We start from the raw sequence: 20,833 nt of genomic DNA, 5'->3' as shown, positions 1-20,833 counted from the left end.
ATTCTCGTGGATAATCAACATCAACCGCGCCAGTGGGCGCACGGCGCCGACCTCATCGTCAGCCAGCTTGAGGCCCAGGGAGTACGCCAGGTGTTCGGCATTCCGGGGGCCAAAATCGATAAAGTCTTCGATTCGCTGCTCGACTCCTCCATTCGCATTATCCCGGTGCGCCACGAAGCCAACGCCGCCTTTATGGCCGCCGCGGTTGGCCGCATCACCGGCAAAGCGGGCGTCGCGCTGGTCACGTCCGGACCGGGCTGCTCTAACCTGATTACCGGGATGGCAACGGCCAATAGCGAGGGCGACCCGGTGGTGGCGCTGGGCGGCGCGGTAAAACGCGCCGATAAGGCCAAACAGGTGCATCAGAGTATGGATACGGTGGCGATGTTTAGCCCGGTGACCAAATACTCGGTGGAAGTCACCGCGCCGGAAGCGCTGGCGGAGGTTGTCTCCAACGCGTTTCGCGCAGCCGAGCAGGGACGCCCCGGCAGCGCCTTCGTCAGCCTGCCGCAGGACGTGGTCGACGGGCCGGTCCACGCCAGGGTTCTGCCCGCCGGCGATGCGCCGCAGACCGGCGCGGCGCCGGACGAAGCCATTGCGCGAGTCGCGAAGATGATTGCCGGCGCGAAAAATCCGATATTTCTGCTCGGCCTGATGGCCAGCCAGACGGAAAACAGCGCGGCGCTGCGCGAATTACTGAAAAAAAGCCATATCCCGGTAACCAGTACCTATCAGGCCGCCGGCGCGGTCAATCAGGACCACTTTACCCGCTTCGCCGGGCGGGTTGGGCTGTTCAACAACCAGGCAGGGGATCGACTCCTGCATCTCGCCGACCTGGTCATCTGCATCGGCTATAGCCCGGTGGAGTACGAACCGGCCATGTGGAATAACGGTAACGCCACGCTGGTGCATATCGACGTGCTGCCCGCTTACGAAGAGCGTAACTATACCCCGGACGTCGAGCTGGTCGGCAATATCGCCGCCACCCTGAACAAACTGTCTCAGCGCATCGACCACCAGCTGGTGCTGTCGCCGCAGGCCGCCGAGATCCTGGTCGACCGCCAGCATCAGCGGGAGCTCCTCAACCGCCGCGGCGCTCAGCTGAACCAGTTCGCGCTGCATCCGCTGCGCATCGTTCGCGCCATGCAGGACATCGTCAATAGCGATGTCACCCTGACCGTCGATATGGGGAGCTTTCATATCTGGATCGCCCGCTATCTCTACAGCTTCCGCGCCCGTCAGGTGATGATTTCCAACGGTCAACAGACCATGGGGGTGGCGCTGCCGTGGGCGATTGGCGCCTGGCTGGTCAATCCGCAGCGCAAAGTGGTTTCCGTTTCCGGCGACGGCGGTTTCCTGCAGTCCAGCATGGAGCTGGAGACCGCCGTACGGCTGAAAGCGAACGTCCTGCATATCATCTGGGTCGATAACGGCTACAACATGGTGGCGATTCAGGAGGAGAAAAAATACCAGCGGCTCTCCGGCGTTGAGTTCGGCCCGGTGGATTTTAAAGTCTATGCCGAAGCCTTCGGCGCCAAAGGGTTTGCGGTAGAGAGCGCCGAAGCCCTTGAGCCGACGCTGCGGGCGGCGATGGACGTTGACGGCCCCGCCGTCGTGGCCATCCCCGTGGATTACCGCGATAACCCGCTGCTGATGGGCCAGCTCCATCTCAGTCAAATACTTTGAGTCACTACAGAAGGAATCTATCAATGAAAAAAGTCGCACTCGTCACCGGCGCGGGCCAGGGTATCGGTAAAGCTATCGCCCTTCGCCTGGTGAAAGATGGTTTTGCCGTGGCTATCGCCGATTATAACGACGCCACCGCACAGGCGGTCGCTGATGAAATTAACCGCAGCGGCGGCCGGGCGCTGGCGGTGAAGGTGGATGTGTCTCAACGCGATCAGGTTTTTGCCGCCGTCGAACAGGCGCGCAAGGGCCTCGGCGGTTTTGACGTGATCGTCAACAACGCCGGGGTTGCGCCCTCCACGCCAATCGAGGAGATTCGCGAGGACGTGATCGATAAAGTCTACAATATCAACGTCAAAGGCGTTATCTGGGGCATCCAGGCCGCGGTCGAGGCGTTTAAACAAGAGGGCCACGGCGGCAAAATCATCAACGCCTGCTCCCAGGCGGGCCATGTAGGTAACCCGGAGCTGGCGGTCTATAGCTCCAGTAAGTTTGCCGTGCGCGGCCTGACGCAAACCGCCGCCCGCGATCTGGCGCATCTGGGAATTACCGTTAACGGCTACTGCCCGGGGATCGTCAAAACCCCAATGTGGGCGGAGATTGACCGCCAGGTTTCCGAAGCGGCGGGTAAACCGCTGGGTTACGGAACCCAGGAGTTCGCCAAACGCATTACCCTTGGACGGCTATCCGAGCCGGAAGACGTCGCGGCCTGCGTCTCTTATCTCGCCGGTCCAGACTCCAACTATATGACCGGCCAATCGCTGCTGATCGATGGCGGCATGGTATTTAACTAATAATAAATAAGCTCTGACATGGTTTGCCCCGGCTTCACCGCCGGGGCTTTTTTTATCTCAACCTTTCGGGAAGATCCACAGGTCGCTGACGGGCAACGCCAGATGGCAACGCTCGGCATCGCGCAGCGCGCTGCCGTAGGCGCGTATGGCGAAATCATCGCCTTCGGTGCGAAACAGATACTCCCAGCGGTCGCCGAGGTACATGCTGGTCAACAGCGGCAGCGCCAGCATGTTCTCTTCAGGCGCTAAAGCGATGCGCAGGCGCTCAACGCGGATCACCGCCGTCGCCTCTTCCCCCACGCTGACCCCTTCCCCCGCCATTCCCCAGAGCGCCCAGCTGGCCCCCTCAATGCGCGCCCGACCGTTCTCCAGCGCGCTAACGGTGCCATGCAGGCGATTATTACTGCCCATAAACTCGGCGGCAAACAGCGTTTTCGGGCTGCCGTACATCTCCTGCGGGGTGCCCTGCTGCTCGATCACGCCGTTATTAAGCAGCAGAATGCGATCGGAAATCGCCATCGCCTCATTCTGATCGTGCGTGACCATCAGCGCCGACAGTCCCAGCTTGACGATCAGCTCGCGCAAAAAGACCCGCGCTTCTTCCCGCAGCTTGGCGTCCAGATTCGACAGCGGTTCATCCAGCAGGATCACCGGCGGGTTGTAAACCAGCGCCCTGCCGATGGCCACGCGCTGCTGCTGTCCTCCGGAGAGCTGATGCGGATGGCGATTGCCAAGATGCCCCAGCCCCAGCTGTTCAAGTACGGTCTGGACCCGCTGCTTGATCTCCGCGGCGGCAACCTTACGCAGCTTCAGCGGGTAAGCGACGTTTTCAAACACTGTTTTATGCGGCCACAGCGCGTAGGACTGAAACACCAGCCCCAGGTTGCGCTCCTCGGCCGGAATTTCGCTACGCGGGTTGCCGTCGTAGACGCGGGATTTTCCAATGGTGATAATGCCGCCGGTCGGCTTCTCCAGCCCGGCGACCGCCCGCAGCAGCGTGGTTTTTCCGCTGCCCGATGGCCCGAGCAGCGACACCACCTCTCCCCGCTTCAGTTCCATGGACACGCCCTTAAGCACCGGATTATCGCCGTAGGTCAGATGCAGGTTTTCTACCGATAATTCAATCATGTAATTTCACTCCAAAGCGCAGCGCGATACCCAGCCCCACGACCACCAGCAGGATATTGATGAAGGAGAGCGCGGCGACAATATCGATAGCCCCCGCCGCCCACAGCGAGACCAGCATCGAACCGATCGTTTCGGTTCCGGGCGAAAGCAGATAAACCCCGGTTGAGTATTCGCGCTCGAAGATAAGAAACATCAGCAGCCATGAGCCGATTAAGCCGTAGCGCGACAGCGGCACCGTGACGTGACGGGTAATCTGCCCGCGCGATGCGCCGGTACTGCGCGCGGCCTCTTCCAGCTCCGGCGCCACCTGCAGCAGCGTCGAGGAGATCAGCCGCAGGCCGTAGGCCATCCACACCACGGTATAGGCCAGCCAGACGCTAAAAATAGTATTACGCAGCGCGCGCAGCTGAACGATCAGGTGCTCGCGCAGCCAGTCGGCCACCGGCAGCGCCGAGAGCCAGCCGTTTTTCAGCGACTGATCGAGCCACATCGGCAGAAACAGAAACACCCACAGAAACGCCAGCCCGGCCAGCAGCCCCGGCACGGCGCGCGGTACCAGCACGCTGTAGTCAAGAAAGCGCGTGACGTTATCCGGTTTACGGTGCATGGCGATGCCCACGAACAGATAGCAGACCACCGCCAGCGCGCCGCCGAACACGCCAATCGCCATGGAGTTAACGATGGCGCGCAGCAGGTTCGGCTGCTGCCAGATGCTACGGAACGTCGCCAGCGAGAGCTCATCCCATAGCGAAACGCCTACGCCCCAGTTTGAAATAAAGGCCCGCAGCGCCACGCCGATCAGCGGCACGCCGATAGTGACCGTCAGCCAGGCCACCACCACAATCCCGGCGACCCAGCGCCATTTCCCCAGCGGCAGCGCGCGGGCCTGGGACGCTTTCCCCTTCATGGTGACAAAGCGGTTGGCAGTGCGCATCAGGCGGCGCTGGAGCATTACCAGCGGAATGGTGATGCAGATCAGCACCACCGCTACCGCCGCCATCAGGTGATAGGAAGGGGTGCCGAGCTTGTTGGTCAACTTATAAAGATAGGTCGCCAGCACCATGTTGCCCTCCGGGTCCCCCAGCACCAACATCAGGCCAAACACTTCCAGACCAAGGAAAAACAGCAGCACGCAGGCGTAGAGTATCGACGGTCGCACCATGGGCAAGCTCACCGCCGTCATCACCTGCAGCGGCGATGCGCCCACCGTGCGCGCGGCCTCCTCCACGTCCGACCCGACGCTGCGCAGGGCGGAAGAGATATAGAGATAGGCATGCGGAACGTGCGTCAGTCCGGCAATCACCACGATGCTGAACATTGAGTAAATATTCCACGGTACGAAACCGATCAGCTGTTCCGCCCATTGCGAAAAGAAACCTACCGGTCCGGCCGCCACCACGTAACCAAAGCCCAGCACCATCGGCGAAACGAAAATCGGCACCAGAATCAGCGGCTCAATAAACCGCCGCCCGGGTAAATCGGTGCGCACCATTAAAAAAGCGAGGATCCCGCCGAGGGGGATGGCTATCGCCACCAGACCGAAGGCGAGAATAAAACCGGATTTTAGCGCCAGATAAAAATCCGGGTCGCTAAAGATAAACGCGAAGGCTTCGAGGCTGAATGACTTCGAGCGGGCAAAAAAAGGCGCCGAGAGAAAGCTCTGCACCACGATAAACAACAGCGGGACATAAATCGCCAGCGCCGTCATCACGACGACGATACCGCGCGGCAAACCCTGCCATTTTCGACGTAAGACATTCATAAGCGATCCCTTTAAATCTGGCGGGCATTAAGCGGGCTGCGCATCCGGAAAAGAGGCGCAGCGCCGAGGGGTTATTTCGCCGCGGCGGTACGCCACTGTTTGATAAATTCCAGACGTTGCTTCGGCTCAAGATACGCCAGCAGCGTTTCATCGACCGGAATCGGCTTCAGCGCGCTGCCAAGCATTTTGGTCATGCCGTCAATATCATTTTTACCTTCGATATCATTGCGCAGGGAGGGAATATCGGCCTGGTTCGCGAGGATGCTTTGCCCCTTTTCCGACAGCACGTAGTCAAACCACAGCTTCGCCGCATTAAGATGCTCGGCTTCTGCGGTAATAAAGGAGACCCGGGAGAGCACCAGCACGTAATCTTTCGGATATGAGATGCCAAGCGAAGGGTCGGTTTTCGCCCGCGCTTCCGCGTAGGAACCGAGAATATTGTAGCCAATCAGGTTTTCACCGGAGGAGACGCGCTCCATCATCGTACCGGTGGATGATTGCACCGTCAGGCCGCCTTTCGCAATGCCCGCCAGATCGTTAAAGTAGTTAGCATCGGCTTTGCTGTCCTGCACCGCCAGCATAAAACCCAGCCCTGATTTTTCAATATCGTACGTGGTGACCTTGCCTTTGAATTTATCGGCCTGAGCGGAGATAAGCTTCGCCAACGCGGTATGCGAGTCCGGAACATCACCCTGCGGGATCAGCCGTTTATTATAGATAAAGACCACCGGCTCGTAGGTCGTGCCGTAAGCTTTTTGTTGCCAGACCGCCCATTTTGGCAGCTTATCCCGCTCCGGCGAGGCGTACTCTTCGGCGTATTCGGTGGCAAGCTTCAGCGCCGTATCCATGGAAGAGCTCCAGACCACATCGCCGCTGCCGCCGCCCGCCGCCTGTTCGCTGATATAACGGTTGTACAATTCGGTACTGTTCATATCGTTATATTCAACTTTAATGCCGGGATATTGCGCCTCAAAGCCTTTAATTAACGGGCCTGCCGCCTTGGTATCGGTCGTTGAATAGATAACCACTTTGCCTTCTTTAATCCCGGCATCCACCACTTTTTGATAATCCGCCGGGTAGCCCTCAGGGACTGTGGCAAGAACCTGACCGGAGAATATTGCCGTCAGTGAAATCATTAACCCACTAATTTTCATATACATAAAATCAACCTTTAGGTATCAATTATTAAACGTAATTTTAACATATAGCGGGACGCCAGAGCCTTGCAACGCCGGATTTTGTTTTTTTACGGCTTTTGTGACGCTGGCGTAATTTAAAGGAAGATTCGCGGGATAAAGCGAAAGCGATTAACGCTCTGCGGCGGGAATATTAAGAAAACATTAAGTTTTTTTGCATATATGGCTCGCCGAATTTTGGCTTTGATTAACTAGAATAATAAAAGTGACGCTCCGTTTTACCTGCAAAGAAAGGTATAACGCGTCTCACTCTGCCGCTAACACAGGGGCTTGACCGCCATGGCGTGGTTTATATATCACCAGCTTCAAGGATTTGTCTCCATCCTCTCCGCAGCAATAACCGCCAGCGAAAAGCCTTTAATACAAAAGTCAATACCTTGATCTTCGCCGTTGCTCAGCGCAGCATGGAAATGCAAACACGCTAAAACAATAATCCGCAACCCATTCACAGGAGAGAATCAGTGCAAACAGGACATCGCTTCCAGGCCACGGATCTGCATCAATTTGTTAAAACCCTTTTCACCCATATGGGAAGCTCCCCCACCGAAGCGTCGCTTATCGCCGACCACCTGATTGCCGCCAACCTGGCCGGGCACGATTCCCACGGCGTCGGTATGATCCCAAGCTACGTACGCTCCCACGCGCAGGGCTATCTCCAGCTCAACCGCCACGCCAGCGTGATGAAGGACGCGGGCGCGGTGGTCACGCTGGACGGCAACGGCGGATTCGGCCAGGTGGTGGCCCATGAAGCCATGCAGATCGGTATTGAGAAGGCAAAACAGCACGGTTTGGCCGCCGTGGCGCTGCGCAACGCGCACCATATTGGCCGCATCGGCTACTGGGCGGAACAGTGCGCGGCCGCCGGAATGATCTCTATCCATTTCGTTAACGTCGTTGGCAACGTGATGGTCGCCCCGTTCCGTGGGAAAGACAGCCGCTTCGGCACCAACCCGCTGTGCGTGGTGTTCCCGCGCGTCGGCCATCCGCCGCTGCTGCTGGATTACGCCACCAGCGCCATCGCCTTCGGTAAAACCCGCGTCGCCTGGCATAAAGGGGTTCCGGTACCGGCAGGGTCGCTGATCGACGCTCGCGGCGTCCCCACCACCGACCCGGCGGTGATGCAGACCTCGCCGCTGGGGGCGCTGCTGACCTTTGCCGAACATAAAGGCTACGCGCTGGCGACGCTGTGCGAAGCGATCGGCGGCGCGGTATCCGGCGGCAAAACCTCGCATCATGAGACGCTGCAGGGCAGCGTGGACGCCATCTTCAACTGCATGACCACCATTATTCTCAGCCCGGAAGCGTTCGATGCGCCGGATATGCAGCGCGAGACCGAAGCGTTTATCGACTGGTGTAAACAGTCGCCGCACGAGCCGGACGCGCCGATTCTGGCGCCGGGGGAGTGGGAAGAGGCGAACCGTCGGCAGCGTCTGGCGCAGGGCATTCCGCTGGACGCCGGAAGCTGGCAGGCGATTTGCGCCGCCGCCGAGGAGGTAGGAGTACCCGCCGACACCCTCGCGCAGCTACGCCAGAAGCTAGCCTGATTGTCCCTTGATGACGCCCGAGCGGGCGTCATGTCATCGTCATTAGTGTCGACATCGCCGCCGCCCCGCCTGCACCTCCCGACTATTCTAAATAAATTCAATAAGTTAAAATTTGGCACATCCTATGCATAACGCTCCCGTCATCTGCCGGTACGCTGGCGCATGACGCCCTGACAAGGGCGGGCCGGGCCCGGCCTGTCCATTGTTGTTTATTCTCTGTTAACAGGTCTGTTACTGATGAAAAAAATCACGAGCGTTTGCCCTTATTGCGGGGCCGGTTGCAAACTTAAGCTGGTCGTCGAAAACAATAAGATTATCCGAGCCGAAGCCGCTGATGGCGTTACCAACCAAAATCAGCTGTGCCTGAAAGGCTATTACGGCTGGGATTTTCTCAACGACACCCAGTTGCTGACGCCGCGTCTGCAGCAGCCGATGATTCGCTACCAGAAAGGCGGCAAGTTCACCCCGGTAAGCTGGGATGAAGCCATCCGCTATACGGCGAAAAAACTGCGTGAAATAAAGGAGAAGCATGGCCCGCGCGCCATTATGACGACCGGTTCATCGCGCGGTACCGGCAATGAAACCAACTACGTGATGCAGAAGTTCGCCCGCGGGGTGCTCAACACCAATAACGTCGACTGCTGCGCCCGCGTCTGCCACGGCCCGTCGGTCGCCGGCCTGCAGCTGGCGCTCGGCAACGGCGCGATGAGCAACTCGATTAGCGATATTGAGAACTCAAAATGCCTGCTGGTCTTTGGCTATAACTGCGCCGACTCCCACCCAATCGTCGCCCGCCGGGTGATTAAGGCCCGCGAAAACGGGGCAAAAATCATCGTCTGCGACCCGCGTCGTATCGAAACCGCCCGCATCGCCGATCGCCATCTGCAGCTCAATAACGGCAGCAACATGGCGCTGGTCAACGCCTTCGCTCACGTCCTGCTGGAAGAAGATCTGTATAACCACGACTACGTCGACCGCTTTACCGAGGGGCTGGATGCCTATCGTGAGATGGTGAAAGACTATTCCCCTGAAGCCGTCGAAGGCATCGTCGGCGTCCCGGCCGCTGAAATTCGCCAGGCGATGCGCATGTTTGCCGCCGCGCCTTCCGCCACCATTATGTGGGGCATGGGCGTCACCCAGTTCGGCCAGGCGGTGGACGTTGTCAGAGGGCTGGCGAGCCTCGCGCTGTTAACCGGCAACCTCGGGCGCGCCAACGTCGGCGTGGGGCCGGTACGCGGGCAAAACAACGTCCAGGGCGCCTGTGATATGGGCGTCCTGCCGAATATGTTCCCCGGCTACCAGGACGTCACCGACGCCGGCGTTCGCGCCAAATTCGCCAACGCCTGGGGGATTGATCCGGCGAGCATGGACGACCAGGTCGGTACCCGGATCACCGAAGTGCCGCACAAAGCGCTGACCGGCGAGATCAAAGCCTACTACATCATGGGTGAAGATCCGCTGCAAACCGAAGCCGATTTGGGTCTGGTGCGTAAAGGGATTGAGGCGCTCGATTTTGTGGTGGTGCAGGATATCTTTATGACCAAAACCGCCGAAATCGCCGATGTGCTGCTGCCCGCCACCTCCTGGGGGGAACACGGCGGCGTCTTTACCTGCGCCGACCGCGGCTTCCAGCGCTTTGAGCAGGCGATTATCGCCACCGGTAACGTTAAGCGCGACTGGGAAATCATCAGCCTGCTGGCCAGCGAAATGGGCTATCCGATGCATTACGATAATAACCAGCAGATCTGGGACGAAATGCGCGAACTCTGCCCGCTGTTCTACGGCGTCACTTACGAGAAAATGGGCGATATGAACCACGTCCAGTGGCCGTGCCCGACGCTGGATCATCCCGGTACTCCGTGGCTGTATAAAGATAACCTCTTCGATACGCCGACCGGTAAAGGTCAGCTGTTCGCCGCCCCGTGGCGTGCGCCTGCCGAGACGCCGGATGAAGCGTATCCGCTGGTGCTGTGTACCGTGCGCGAAGTCGGCCACTACTCGTGTCGTTCGATGACCGGCAACTGCGCGGCTCTGCAGTCGCTTGCCGATGAGCCAGGACGGGTGCAAATCAACCGCGCCGACGCGCAGCGCCTCGGGATCGCCGACCAGCAGCTGGTGTGGGTCAGCTCGCGGCGCGGCAAGGTGATTACCCGCGCCGACATCAGCGATCGCATTAATGAAGGCGCGGTGTACATGACCTATCAGTGGTGGGTTGGCGCCTGTAATGAGCTGACGCAGGATAATCTCGATCCGATCTCGAAAACGCCGGAAACCAAATACTGCGCGGTGAAGGTGGAGGCTATCGCGGATCAGCGCTGGGCCGAACAGTATGCCTGGACAAGCTATAGCGAGATGAAAGCCCGCCTGAAAGCGGCGGTGAACGTGTAAAACAACGCAGGGAGATGCGCGCGTCTCCCTGCATAGCCACTTTTGTTCCCGGGGGCGGCGCTCAACGCGCCTTGCCCGGGCTACAGGTTCAGTGCCGTCTGCGGAGCGGTAGCCCGGACAGATGCGCAGCGCCGCCTCCGGGATCGCCCTCTTACGCCAGCAGTTTCTCCACCAGCGCCGTCCACAGCGCCACGCCGTGAGGAAGCAGATCATCGTTAAAATCATAGCCGGCGTTATGCAACGGCTTTGACGCCGTCTCGCCATCGGCGCCAATCCAAAAATAGGCGCCGGGACAAGCCTCCAGCATGCAGGCAAAATCTTCCGAGGCCATGGAGGGGTTCCCGTTCCAGCTCACCGCCGACTCCCCCAGCAGCGCGGTCGCTACCTCGCGCACCTTTTGCGCTTCGGCCGGATGGTTAGTGGTCACCGGATAACCGGGATACCAGGCGATTGCGCCTTCCACCTCTGACACCTGCGGCTGGGCGGCGACATAGCTCTCAATCAGCCCCCTGACCCGCGCGCGCACCTGGTTGTCCAGGCAGCGGAAGGTCCCGCGCAGCACCACTTTATCCGGCAGCACGTTGATCGCCTCTCCGCCGGCAATCTGGGTAATGCTCACCACCGTCGACTCCTGCGGCGACAGGCGGCGCGAAGGAATGGTTTGCAGCGCCATAATCAGCTGCGCCGCGGCGACAATCGGGTCCGCTCCGCGCTCCGGCATCGCCGCATGGCAGCTTTTGCCGGTCAGGGTAATTTCAAACGCGTCGAGAGAGGCCATCATCGCCCCGCTGCCGATCGCCACCTGGCCCAGCGGCATACCCGGCCAGTTGTGCAGCGCATAAATGGCATCCATCGGGAAGCGCTCAAACAGCCCCTCCTCTACCATTTTCCGCGCGCCGCCCAGGTTCTCCTCGGCGGGCTGGAAAACAAAGTGCACGGTACCGCGAAAGCGGCGGGTCTGCGCCAGATGCGCCGCTGTCGCCAGCAGCATCGCGCTATGACCATCATGGCCGCAGGCGTGCATCACGCCAGGATTGCGCGATTTATAGCCGACATCGCTCTGCTCGGCGATCGGCAGCGCGTCCATATCGGCCCGCAGGCCAATCACCGGACCGGGGCCGTTCTCCAGGGTCGCGACCACGCCGGTACCCGCCAGCCCGCGATGCACCTGGAGGCCAAACGACGCGAGCAGTTCAGCCACCCGGCGCGAGGTTTCCTGTTCCTGATACCCCAGCTCAGGGCAAGCATGAAAATCACGTCGCCAGCGAATGGCCTCGGCGATCAGTGAAGAGGATACTGCCATGTCATACTCCTTTCCTGCACAGCATCAGCGCTGAACGAGTGTGTTATTCAATAAATTGGGGCTACAGGTAGTCCGCCAGCCTATTGGTTATATCCTTTCGCCTGCTCGCTGACAACTTCCGCCAAACCCTGCGCCGGCGCGCCTTTACGCGGCTCCCTCGCCAGCGCCGTCCTTTTTTGTAGTGATATCAACGGTGACATAAGGCGTGCGATTAATTATTATGCAGCTATACTGGCGTTTTACCGAATAATTCACTCTTCATACCTCCTTAACCGGAAATAAAATGTTCAACCCAGAGCAGAATCGCCTTGCCCCCACGCTGGCGATGATCATGGCGGCTTCATTAGTGGGATTTATCACCGGATACACGGTGCCCTTAATCAGTCTGGAGCTGGCGCAGCAGCAGATTGATACCGTTTACGTCGGCCTGCTGGCCGCGCTACCGCCAGCGGGGATGATGATCTCCTCCTTCCTCTCACCCGCGCTGTGCCGACGCTTTGAGATGGGGCTTCTGCTCTCCGTCAGTCTGGTGGCGCTGGCTGCGGCAACCATCGCCTCCTGCCTGTCGTTTGATATGGTTCATCTCCTGCTGCCGCGGCTGGTTACCGGCCTGGCGTCGGGGGTGATTATCGTCATTGGCGAAAGCTGGATCACCGGCGGCGCGGCGGGGAAAAACCGGGCAACCCTGACCGGCATTTATGCCTCCGCCTTTACCGGCTGTCAGCTGGCGGGGCCGCTGCTGATCTCCGCCGGAGAAGCGTATCAATCATGGACGCTGCTGCTCGTCGGGCTGGTGACCCTCGCCTGCCTGCTGATGCTCCGCCATCTGCCCTCCGGCAGCCGCGAACGGCTGGCGGAACGCGCCAGCTGGCGCAGCCTCGGCGCTTTTTTGCCGGTACTGGCTTCCGGCGTATTCTGTTTTGCCTTTTTTGATGCCAGCATTCTGGCGCTGCTGCCGTTGTACGGTATGGATAAAGGGCTAAGTGAAGTCACGGCGGTGCTGCTGGTGACGGTGGTATTGACCGGCGACGCCGTATTCCAGGCGCCGCTGGGCTGGATTGCCGACCGCTTCGGCATCCGCCGCGTACATCTGACCTGTGCGGTGGTCTTCTGCCTCGCCCTGCTGGCCCTGCCGTTTCTGCTGGCGTCGCATATCCAGCTGATTGTCGGCTGCCTGCTTCTCGGCGCCGCGGCGGGGGCGCTCTATACCCTGTCGCTGGTCCGCGCCGGGAAAACCTTCTCCGGGCAGAAGCTGATTATGATCAACGCCCTGCTGGGATTCTTTTGGTCCGCGGGCAGCGTGGCCGGGCCGGTAGTCAGCGGATTGTTAATCAGCGTCGCGGGCTATGATGGTCTGCTGATGACGCTGTTTGTCAGCGGCGCGCTGTTCCTGCTGATCCAGTGCCTGGGTAAAAGCGAAAAAGCGCTGCTGGCGGACGAACGCGAGCGCGAAGAAGAGATGGATGATATTAGCGAGGCGGCGCAGTAGCGCTTAAGGGCCGTCACGGTTCGACAAAACGAAAGCGCCCTCATCGCCCGCGCAAGATCTTCTCCCCGGCGGCGCAGCCGCGCGCCGGGGTCGTTATCGATTACAGCACTTTACTTAAAAACGCGGCGGTGCGCGGGTTAGTCGGCGCGCTAAAGATCTGCGCCGGTTTTCCCTCTTCCTGAATGATGCCCTGGTCGATAAAGATAACCCGGTCGGCCACTTCGCGGGCAAAGCCCATTTCGTGGGTCACGATAACCATGGTCATCCCTTCGCTGGCGAGGTTTTTCATCACCTCCAGCACGTCGCCCACCAGCTCAGGATCGAGCGCCGAGGTGGGCTCATCGAACAGCATAATCGACGGCTTCATCGCCAGCGCGCGGGCGATGGCCACCCGCTGCTGCTGCCCTCCGGAGAGGCTGGAGGGCCAGGCGTCGCGCTTGTCGCTCAGCCCGACCTTCGCCAGTAGCTCTTCCGCCAGACGCACCGCCTCCGCGCGCGCCATGCCGCGCAGGTTCATCGGGGCCATAATCAGGTTTTCCAGCACCGTTTTGTGCGGGAACAGATTAAAACGCTGAAACACCATGCCGACGCTTTCCCGCATCTTATTCAGATCGGTCGCGCGATCGTGGGCGGCAAAGCCGTTCACCTCCACCTCGCCTTCGCTGACGGTTTCCAGCGCGTTCATGCAGCGCAGGAAGGTGCTTTTCCCGGAGCCGGACGGGCCGATAATACAGACCACTTCCTGCGGTTTGATATCGCAGCTGATGCCGCGCAGAACGTGGCTATCGCCGAAGCGCTTGTGCAGATTGTTAATGTGAATCACTTTTGCCAAACCTCTTTTCCAGACGGTTAACCAGCTGCGCCAGCAGGAAAGTAATGACCCAGTAAACCAGGGAGATGGTCAGGTAGGGTTCCCAGTAGGTGGCGTAGGCGCCGGAAACGGTGCGCGCGGCGTAGGCCAGGTCCGCCAGACCGATGGCCGACGCCAGCGAGGAGTCCTTGACGATGGCGATGGCGTTGTTGCCCAGCGGCGGCAGAATGCGGCGAAACGCCTGCGGCAAAATCACCTGACGCATGGTTTTCCACCACGGCATTCCCAGCGCCCGGGAGGCTTCCATCTGCCCCTTATCGATCGACTGGATCCCGGCGCGGAATATTTCGGAGACGTAGGCCCCGGCGTTCAGCGTAATCGCCACGATACAGGAGAGAAACGCGCCGTAGTTCGAGCGCAGCTCGCGGGCGAAATCGGCGCTCATCATGCCGCTGGTCACCAGCAGACCGTCGCGCGGGTTGATAAACAGCGGCACCAGCGCGAAGTGCACCACCATAATTTGCACGAACAGCGGCGTGCCGCGAAACGCGCTGACGTAAAAGCGCACCGGAAACTGCACCAGATAACGCAGAACGTATTTCCATACCCCGTGCTCGGCTTTCGCCATCCGCCCCAGCCCGAGAGTCAGCCCCCACAGGGTGCCAAGGATCACGCAGATAATGGTACATTTAATGGTCATCAGGGCACCGTCCATAAACAGCGGACCGTACTCCTCAATGATCTCCCAACGGAATCCCGTCATAACCCTTCCCTAAAAAATACGGCTATCGCCAGAGTCGATAGCCGTGATGAAAACAAATATGCGAATTATTGCGCTGGCAGCGTCGGGACGTTGTCGTCGAACCAGGTTTTATAGATTTTGGCGTAGGTGCCGTCAGCGATGATTTTCTGTAAACCGGCGTTGATTTTCGCCTGCAGCTCGCTGTTGCCTTTCGCCACCGCGATACCGAAATACTGGCGCTCAAATTTGGCATCCGGCACCAGCTTGAACTGCTTCTCCGGGTGCTGCTTGATGTAGTATTTCACCACGCCGACGTCGCCAACCGCCGCGCTGACGCCGTCTTCAAACAGCTCCTGCAGCATCAGCGGGGTATTATCAAAACGCTTGATCGAGGTGCTGTTCTTGCCCAGCACGTCGGAGACCACGATATCGCCGGTGCTGGAGTTCACCACCCCGACTTTCTCACTTTTCAGCGCCTCAAGGGAGGTGACTTTTGAATCCGCCGGCACGACGATGGACTGCTCGGCCGGGAAATAAGGGGCGGAGAAATCCACCATCTGCTTACGCTTATCGGTGATGGTGATCCCGGAGATAATAATGTCGCGATCGCCGGTGCTCAGGGTGGCGAAGATCCCTTCCCACGGCGTATTGACCAGTTTGATATCAAAGCCTTCCGCTTTGGCGATCGCTTTAATGATATCGATATCAAAACCTTCCAGCTGTTTCTGGCTGTTCTCAAACTCAAACGGGCGATAGGTTCCGCCGGAGCCCACCACGTATGTTTGCTGAGCCGCGTGGGCGGTGCCGATCATCGCCGCGACCAGGCAGCATGCTTTCATCCAGTTCTTAACCATGACAACTCCGTTTTATGCATTAATTTTGCATAAAAATACACAGAGTCAGCATGGCATGCAACCGGAAACCTTGCCGAGGGTAAATTATCTGCCGTTTAGCTTCGTTTACCGCCGGATTTCCCGATGGCCCGATGCAATTCATTGATCCGCTTCATCGATTTCACCGTCTTCTGCGGCGCGGTGGAGGCCACCGACAGCACGATCATCTCCAGGCATACCAGCACCGTCCCGTGCAGCGGCACCCGCCCGTTATCGCCGCCGCGCGGCACCTCAATCACCACCTGCGCCTGCTGGCTAAAGCGGGAGTCCAGCGCCTGAGTCAGCAAGATCGTCGGGATCCCCAGGCGCCGGGCCTCGCGCAGGGTAGTCATCCCCTCCCGGTGCGGCGACTTTTGCCCCATCATAATCAGCACATCGCCGCGCTGCAGGCCGATCAGCTGCTCGGCGAGGCTAAAGCCGGTGCGGTTCATCACGTACGAAGGCAGGCCGATGCGGCTCAGTAGCCTGGCGGTATATTCCGCCAGTATGCCCGAGGCGCCGATCCCGAAAATGCCCACCTGGCGCGCGCCGGTCAGCAGCGCCACCGCCTGAGCCACCGCCGCGCGGTTGTCAGGTCGCGACAGCACTTCGCAGGCCCGCTGATGCCCCTCAAGGACAAAATCAATGCTCGAATGGACATCGCTGGAGAGCGCGCTCACCGTTGAAATCATCTTTTCCGACGAGGTCGCCGATGGGCCAAACCAGCGTTCCATGGTCTGCTTTAGTTCCCGCAGTCCGGCGAAGCCGAGCGCCTGGATGGCGCGTACCACCGTGGCGTCCGAGGTGTTGGTCGCGCTCGCGATTTCCATGGCCGTGCGCTCCAGCACCGCTTCCCGGTTATCGTTGATATAGCTCGCCACCGCCAGCAGACGCGGCGAAAGCTGATGCGCGCGGGCGCGAAAACGTTCGCCGAACAGGTCAACCCGCCCCTTCTCTCTCTTAACCGCCATTTTCATTTCAGCCCCTCGGGTAGAGGACGCCCGGCGATGTGCGACTGCACCTGGGTGACCATCAGCGACAGCGCGGCGTAGGAGTTAGAGATAACCTCCTCGCGCGGCAGCAGAATATAGCGCCCGGTACGGCAGGCGCGCATAAAGTCGCACCAGCCAGGCATCACGCCCTCCATCGCCCGCAGCTCATCCTGCGGCTTACCGCCGGTATCGGAGCGCCAGGTGGCAAACACAAAATCGGCATCCAGCTCCGGTAGCTGCTCGGCGCTGACGTCAATGCGCTGGCCCTCGGGGATGTTGTCAATCAGCGGCGGGAAGCGGAATCCGGCATCGCGCAGCACGCGGCCCAGCGCATGATAGGAGTGATGCACGGTCACCTTGCCGTTGTTGGCCTGAATCACCGAGACAACGATGTTTTGCGTATCCACCATCGCCTTTAGCTGGGCTATCTGCGCCTGATAGCGGCGTTCGAGGATTAAGAGCCGCGGCTGGGTACCGGTGAGCTGCGCCAGCTTGCGGTAAATGCGCGGCGCGCTGCCCTGCAAATGGTCGATGCTGACCGTTGGCGCAATCTTCTCCAGCTGCTCCACCGAGACGTGGCGGCTCGGCTCGGTGATAATCAGGTCCGGTTTCGCGGCGGCCACCGCTTCGAGGTCGATATCCGCCGTGCCGATAAACTGAATCGCGCTGTTATCGAAATCAATCCCGGTCAGCTGTGCGCTGGAGCGTAAAAAGTGGCTGCCGTCCGGACGGGTCCTCCCGTGGCTGGCGACCGGCGGGACGCCAAGCTCAATCAGGGGAATGGTGATATCCAGATCGTGCATCGACACAATGCGCTGCGGGTGCAGCGGAACGGTCACCGCGCGACCTAAGTCGTCGGTGAAGGTTTGCGTATCGGCGGCCGAGGCGACGCCCGCCAGCAGCACCAGCAGAGAAACGAACCAACGCATAGCGATCCTTTTTGATTTACAGGGCGTCACGGCGACGCCAGAGCAGAACGATAAAAAACGGACAGCCGACCAGAGCAATCACGATCCCCGCAGGGATCTGCAGCGGCGCGAACGCCAGCCGGCCAATGGTATCGGTGGCTAACACCAGCAGCGCGCCGATCAACGCGCTGCCGCAGAGCAGCGCCACCTGGCCGCCGCGCAGCAGAAAACGCGCCATATGCGGCGCCATCAGGCCAACGAAGCCAAGGCTACCGACGCAGGAGACGCTGGCGGAGGTGAGCAGCACCGGCGCGAAAAAGCGCAGCAGGGTGAGCTGCTGCAGACGTACCCCGAGGCCGATGGCCGTGCGGTCGCCGAGCAGCGCCGCATCGGCGGCCCCGGCGGTCAAAAAAAGGATCATCGCCCCGGGTAGCGCCCAGCAGAAAGCGACGGCCAACAGCGGCCAGGTCGCCGCGTGCAGGCTGCCCGCCAGCCAGATCATCGCCGTCTGTACATCGCGCACGTCGGCGGTGGTCATAAAAATGCCGACCGCCGCCGCCAGCGTCCAGGAGACGCCGATGCCGATGAGAATAAAGCGCGGGCGCGAACAGTCGCGGGCCAGCGCCAGAACCAGCAGCGCCACCAGCACGCCGCCGAGCATCCCCGCCAGCGGCCGCCAGATGACGCCCACCGCCGGAAAGAACAGCACCAGCGCCAGAACCACAATACTGGCCCCCTCCTTCACTCCGATAAGCCCAGGGTCCGCCAGACCGTTGCGGGTAATGCTCTGCATCGCCGCGCCGGCCAGGCCGAGCATCGCCCCGCACAGCAGCGCCATCAACAGCCTCGGCAGGCGGATATCAAACAGGATAAAACGCGGCTGTTCGGCGACGTTTTCCGCGCCCAGCAGCGCGCGAAACAGGGTACCGGAAGGCATCGGGAAACTGCCGTGGGTCAGGCCAAACAGCGCCAGCAGCAGAATAACGAGCAGCATGCCGGCTGCGATTTTTAACGCCGCGGGCCGCAGCAAAAAATGCCTGCCGCCGCAGGCAAGCGGCTGAAAACCGGCGCGACGGGCGGCGCTTTTCATTTAAAAAACCTCGCGGCGATAAAAATAAATACCGGTGCCCCCACCAGCGCGGTCATCGCGCCGGTTGCCAGCTCCTGGGGCGCGACCAGGGTACGCGCGGCGATATCCGCCAGCAGCAGCACCAGGGCGCCAACCGGGGCGGCCAGCGGCAGCGCCAGGCGAATATCTTCGCTAATCAGCCGACGCACCGCGTGGGGGACCACCAGCCCGACAAAGCCGATCGGCCCGGCCACCGCCACCGCGGAGCCGCACAATAGCGCAATGGCGGCCAGCCCCAGCAGGCGGGTCTGAACAATCTTCACCCCCAGCCCCAGCGCGACTTTATCGCCCAGCGCCAGCACGTTCAGACGCGGCGCGATGGCCAGCGCGACCGTCACTCCCGCCAGCGCCGGGAGCAGCGCCGCGCGCAGCGTTTGCCAGTTCAGTCCGGCAAGATCGCCCGCCAGCCAGGTACGCATCGCCAGTAGCGTTTGTTCATCGAGGATCAGAATCGCCGCCGTGACCGCCGAGGCAAACGCCGACAGCGCTACCCCACAGAGGGTAATGCGTAGCGGCGTCACGCCACCGCGCCCGGATGACGACAGCAGCATCACGCCGCCAAACAGCAGCGCCGCGCCGCAGGCGGCGGTGAGCGGTCTGGCTAACGCCACGCCGCCGAGGCTGATTCCGAGCGCCGACGTCGCCACCACCGCCAGCGAAGCGCCAGCGTTAAGGCCGAGAATATGCGGCTCGCCCAGCGGATTGCGGATCACGGTTTGCAGCAGCAGCCCCGCCACGCCGAGCGCCGCGCCGGTGAGCAGCGCCGCCGCGAGACGTACCAGGCGTAAATCAACGATAATGCGGTGGTCAAAGTTGCGCGGATCGTAGTGAAACAGCGCCTGAAGCACCGTTTGCGGCGCAATCCAGCGCGCGCCGAGCCCGAGATGTACCAGCGAGCCGCCCAGCAGCAGTAAACTCAGCAGTACCAGCGCCAGCCGGGGCCGGGATTGTCGGCGCGGCAGCAGCAGCGCGGAGGCGCTCATAACGCCTTCTCCTCACGGGCGCGGAACGGCATAAAAAAGGGCTTGCCGGTCTGCGGGTTGAGCGACATCTGCACGTCCACGTCAAAAACAGTTTTGATCAGTTCCGGCGTACAGATCTCCTGTTCATTAATCACCCCGGCGATCTGTCCTTTTTTAAGAAACACCAGCAGGTCGGCGTAGTTCACCGCGAAGTTCAGGTCGTGCAGGACGGTGACCACCGTGCGGCCGTGATCGCGGGTTAAGGTTTGCAGCAGTTCGAGAATGTCGACCTGATAGCGCAGATCGAGCCAGGTAGTGGGTTCATCCAGCAGAATTGTCGCCGTTTGCTGAGCGAGGGCCATCGCGATCCAGCAGCGCTGACGCTGGCCGCCGGAGAGGCTATCAACCGCTAGATGGGCAAATTCGGCGGTGCCGGTGAGCATTAGCGCCTCTTCGACCGCCCGTTCATCGGCCTCGGACCATTGACGCATCAGACCCTGCCAGGGGTAGCGCCCGCGGGAAACCAGTTCAAACACCGTCAACCCTTCCGGCGTTAGCGGCGATTGCGGCAGAATCCCCAGCCGCCGGGAGACCTCACGGGTCGGCATCTGATGAATCACCTCGCCGTCCAGACGTACGCAGCCGCCCAGCGGCTTGAGTATCCGGGCGATGGTCGACAGCAGCGTCGATTTCCCCGAGCCGTTGGCGCCGGCCAGTACCGTCATTTTCCCGTGGGGGATGGTCAGATGAATATTATCGACAATTAGCGTCTGGCCATATCCGGCCGACAGGGAATCGAGGACGATCCCCTGCTCTGCAGGCAACACCCGCTGTGGCATAACTCGCTCCCGCGCCGCAACGGCGTGGCGCCAGGCCCGCTCGTTCCGCACTCAAACAAAAATAAATCTCATTCTCTTTTGATCATGCGGCGGATGAATGTAGTAGTCAATACCCCGCGACCGCATCGATAACGGCGGTCTACTACCGACAACCGCACCTCCAGAAAATGAATTAATAACTAATAAAAACAATAAATTCATTTATATCCACTCTGCTCGTTCAGCGCTGATTGCGTGGTTATTTGCGTCGGCGATTTTTTATCTTACATAACGTTTACTACTACATTC

Annotated in this window: 16 protein-coding genes and 1 pseudogene; 5 read left to right on the top strand and 12 right to left on the bottom strand. The window is 60.3% G+C overall.

Annotated features, from left to right (window positions below):
* The first annotated feature begins 6 nt into the window (after positions 1-6).
* Positions 7-1,686, top strand: a complete 1,680-nt coding sequence (gene alsS, locus ACE3MN_RS11280; RefSeq protein ID WP_024357943.1) for an acetolactate synthase AlsS — start codon at positions 7-9, stop codon at positions 1,684-1,686.
* A 23-nt stretch (positions 1,687-1,709) separates the two neighbouring features.
* Positions 1,710-2,480 (top strand): (S)-acetoin forming diacetyl reductase, encoded by a 771-nt coding sequence (locus ACE3MN_RS11275; RefSeq protein WP_049085106.1) that lies wholly within the window; start codon positions 1,710-1,712, stop codon positions 2,478-2,480.
* Between the two features lie 57 nt (positions 2,481-2,537).
* On the opposite strand, the gene ACE3MN_RS11270 is transcribed toward ACE3MN_RS11275, so the two are convergent.
* From ACE3MN_RS11270 to ACE3MN_RS11260, 3 genes are all read right to left on the bottom strand, one after another.
* The gene (locus ACE3MN_RS11270) at positions 2,538-3,608 is read right to left on the bottom strand and encodes an ABC transporter ATP-binding protein (protein WP_102649705.1); all 1,071 of its coding nucleotides are present in this window, start codon (positions 3,606-3,608) and stop codon (positions 2,538-2,540) included.
* Positions 3,601-5,370, bottom strand: coding sequence for an iron ABC transporter permease (locus ACE3MN_RS11265; protein ID WP_024357940.1), 1,770 nt, complete (start codon positions 5,368-5,370; stop codon positions 3,601-3,603). Before ACE3MN_RS11265 ends, ACE3MN_RS11270 begins: the two co-directional genes overlap by 8 nt.
* Positions 5,371-5,441: 71 nt before the next feature.
* Positions 5,442-6,530 carry an ABC transporter substrate-binding protein gene (locus ACE3MN_RS11260; protein WP_004136699.1) on the bottom strand — a complete coding sequence of 363 codons (1,089 nt, stop codon included), beginning with the start codon at positions 6,528-6,530 and terminating at the stop codon, positions 5,442-5,444.
* A 497-nt stretch (positions 6,531-7,027) separates the two neighbouring features.
* Between ACE3MN_RS11260 and ACE3MN_RS11255 the strand changes: the two genes are divergently transcribed.
* Together ACE3MN_RS11255 and fdhF are read left to right on the top strand one after the other, a co-directional pair.
* Positions 7,028-8,110, top strand: coding sequence for a malate/lactate/ureidoglycolate dehydrogenase (locus ACE3MN_RS11255; RefSeq protein ID WP_102649706.1), 1,083 nt, complete (start codon positions 7,028-7,030; stop codon positions 8,108-8,110).
* Positions 8,111-8,347: 237 nt separating this feature from the next.
* Positions 8,348-10,498, top strand: a complete 2,151-nt coding sequence (gene fdhF / locus ACE3MN_RS11250) for a formate dehydrogenase subunit alpha (protein WP_024357925.1) — start codon at positions 8,348-8,350, stop codon at positions 10,496-10,498.
* A 151-nt stretch (positions 10,499-10,649) separates the two neighbouring features.
* On the opposite strand, the gene ACE3MN_RS11245 is transcribed toward fdhF, so the two are convergent.
* Positions 10,650-11,801 carry a M20 aminoacylase family protein gene (locus ACE3MN_RS11245; RefSeq protein ID WP_064411024.1) on the bottom strand — a complete coding sequence of 384 codons (1,152 nt, stop codon included), beginning with the start codon at positions 11,799-11,801 and terminating at the stop codon, positions 10,650-10,652.
* A 283-nt stretch (positions 11,802-12,084) separates the two neighbouring features.
* On the opposite strand from ACE3MN_RS11245, the gene ACE3MN_RS11240 reads away from it, so the two are divergent.
* Positions 12,085-13,290 carry an MFS transporter gene (locus tag ACE3MN_RS11240; protein WP_004139588.1) on the top strand — a complete coding sequence of 402 codons (1,206 nt, stop codon included), beginning with the start codon at positions 12,085-12,087 and terminating at the stop codon, positions 13,288-13,290.
* A gap of 100 nt (positions 13,291-13,390) precedes the next feature.
* Here ACE3MN_RS11240 and ACE3MN_RS11235 read toward each other — a convergent pair whose 3' ends face one another.
* From ACE3MN_RS11235 to ACE3MN_RS11200, 8 genes and pseudogenes are all read right to left on the bottom strand, one after another.
* Complete coding sequence (locus ACE3MN_RS11235; RefSeq protein WP_024357923.1) at positions 13,391-14,113, bottom strand: amino acid ABC transporter ATP-binding protein; 723 nt, start codon at positions 14,111-14,113, stop codon at positions 13,391-13,393.
* Positions 14,100-14,864 carry an amino acid ABC transporter permease gene (locus ACE3MN_RS11230; RefSeq protein WP_004113535.1) on the bottom strand — a complete coding sequence of 255 codons (765 nt, stop codon included), beginning with the start codon at positions 14,862-14,864 and terminating at the stop codon, positions 14,100-14,102. The genes ACE3MN_RS11235 and ACE3MN_RS11230 overlap by 14 nt, the downstream gene beginning before the upstream one ends.
* A gap of 65 nt (positions 14,865-14,929) precedes the next feature.
* Positions 14,930-15,697, bottom strand: coding sequence for a basic amino acid ABC transporter substrate-binding protein (locus tag ACE3MN_RS11225; protein WP_004139585.1), 768 nt, complete (start codon positions 15,695-15,697; stop codon positions 14,930-14,932).
* A 95-nt stretch (positions 15,698-15,792) separates the two neighbouring features.
* Entirely contained in the window at positions 15,793-16,692 is a 900-nt protein-coding gene (locus tag ACE3MN_RS11220; protein ID WP_004139584.1) for a MurR/RpiR family transcriptional regulator, read from the bottom strand.
* A pseudogene (locus ACE3MN_RS11215) lies at positions 16,689-17,662 on the bottom strand (ABC transporter substrate-binding protein); the annotation flags it as partial. The pseudogene ACE3MN_RS11215 and the gene ACE3MN_RS11220, both read right to left, overlap by 4 nt.
* A complete protein-coding gene (locus ACE3MN_RS11210; protein WP_024357921.1) occupies positions 17,653-18,705 on the bottom strand; it encodes an iron ABC transporter permease in 1,053 nt (350 codons plus the stop codon). The pseudogene ACE3MN_RS11215 and the gene ACE3MN_RS11210, both read right to left, overlap by 10 nt.
* Positions 18,702-19,727: an iron ABC transporter permease gene (locus tag ACE3MN_RS11205; protein ID WP_024357920.1), complete on the bottom strand. Its 1,026-nt coding sequence runs from the start codon at positions 19,725-19,727 to the stop codon at positions 18,702-18,704. Before ACE3MN_RS11205 ends, ACE3MN_RS11210 begins: the two co-directional genes overlap by 4 nt.
* Positions 19,724-20,545: an ABC transporter ATP-binding protein gene (locus ACE3MN_RS11200; protein WP_024357919.1), complete on the bottom strand. Its 822-nt coding sequence runs from the start codon at positions 20,543-20,545 to the stop codon at positions 19,724-19,726. The genes ACE3MN_RS11205 and ACE3MN_RS11200 overlap by 4 nt, the downstream gene beginning before the upstream one ends.
* Between the last annotated feature and the right edge of the window lie 288 nt (positions 20,546-20,833).

This window comes from Klebsiella grimontii (assembly GCF_042137965.1).
Taxonomy (GTDB): domain Bacteria; phylum Pseudomonadota; class Gammaproteobacteria; order Enterobacterales; family Enterobacteriaceae; genus Klebsiella; species Klebsiella grimontii.
The sequence above is the reverse complement of the archived record's forward strand: the minus strand, read 5'-3'. Positions and strand labels throughout refer to the sequence as shown.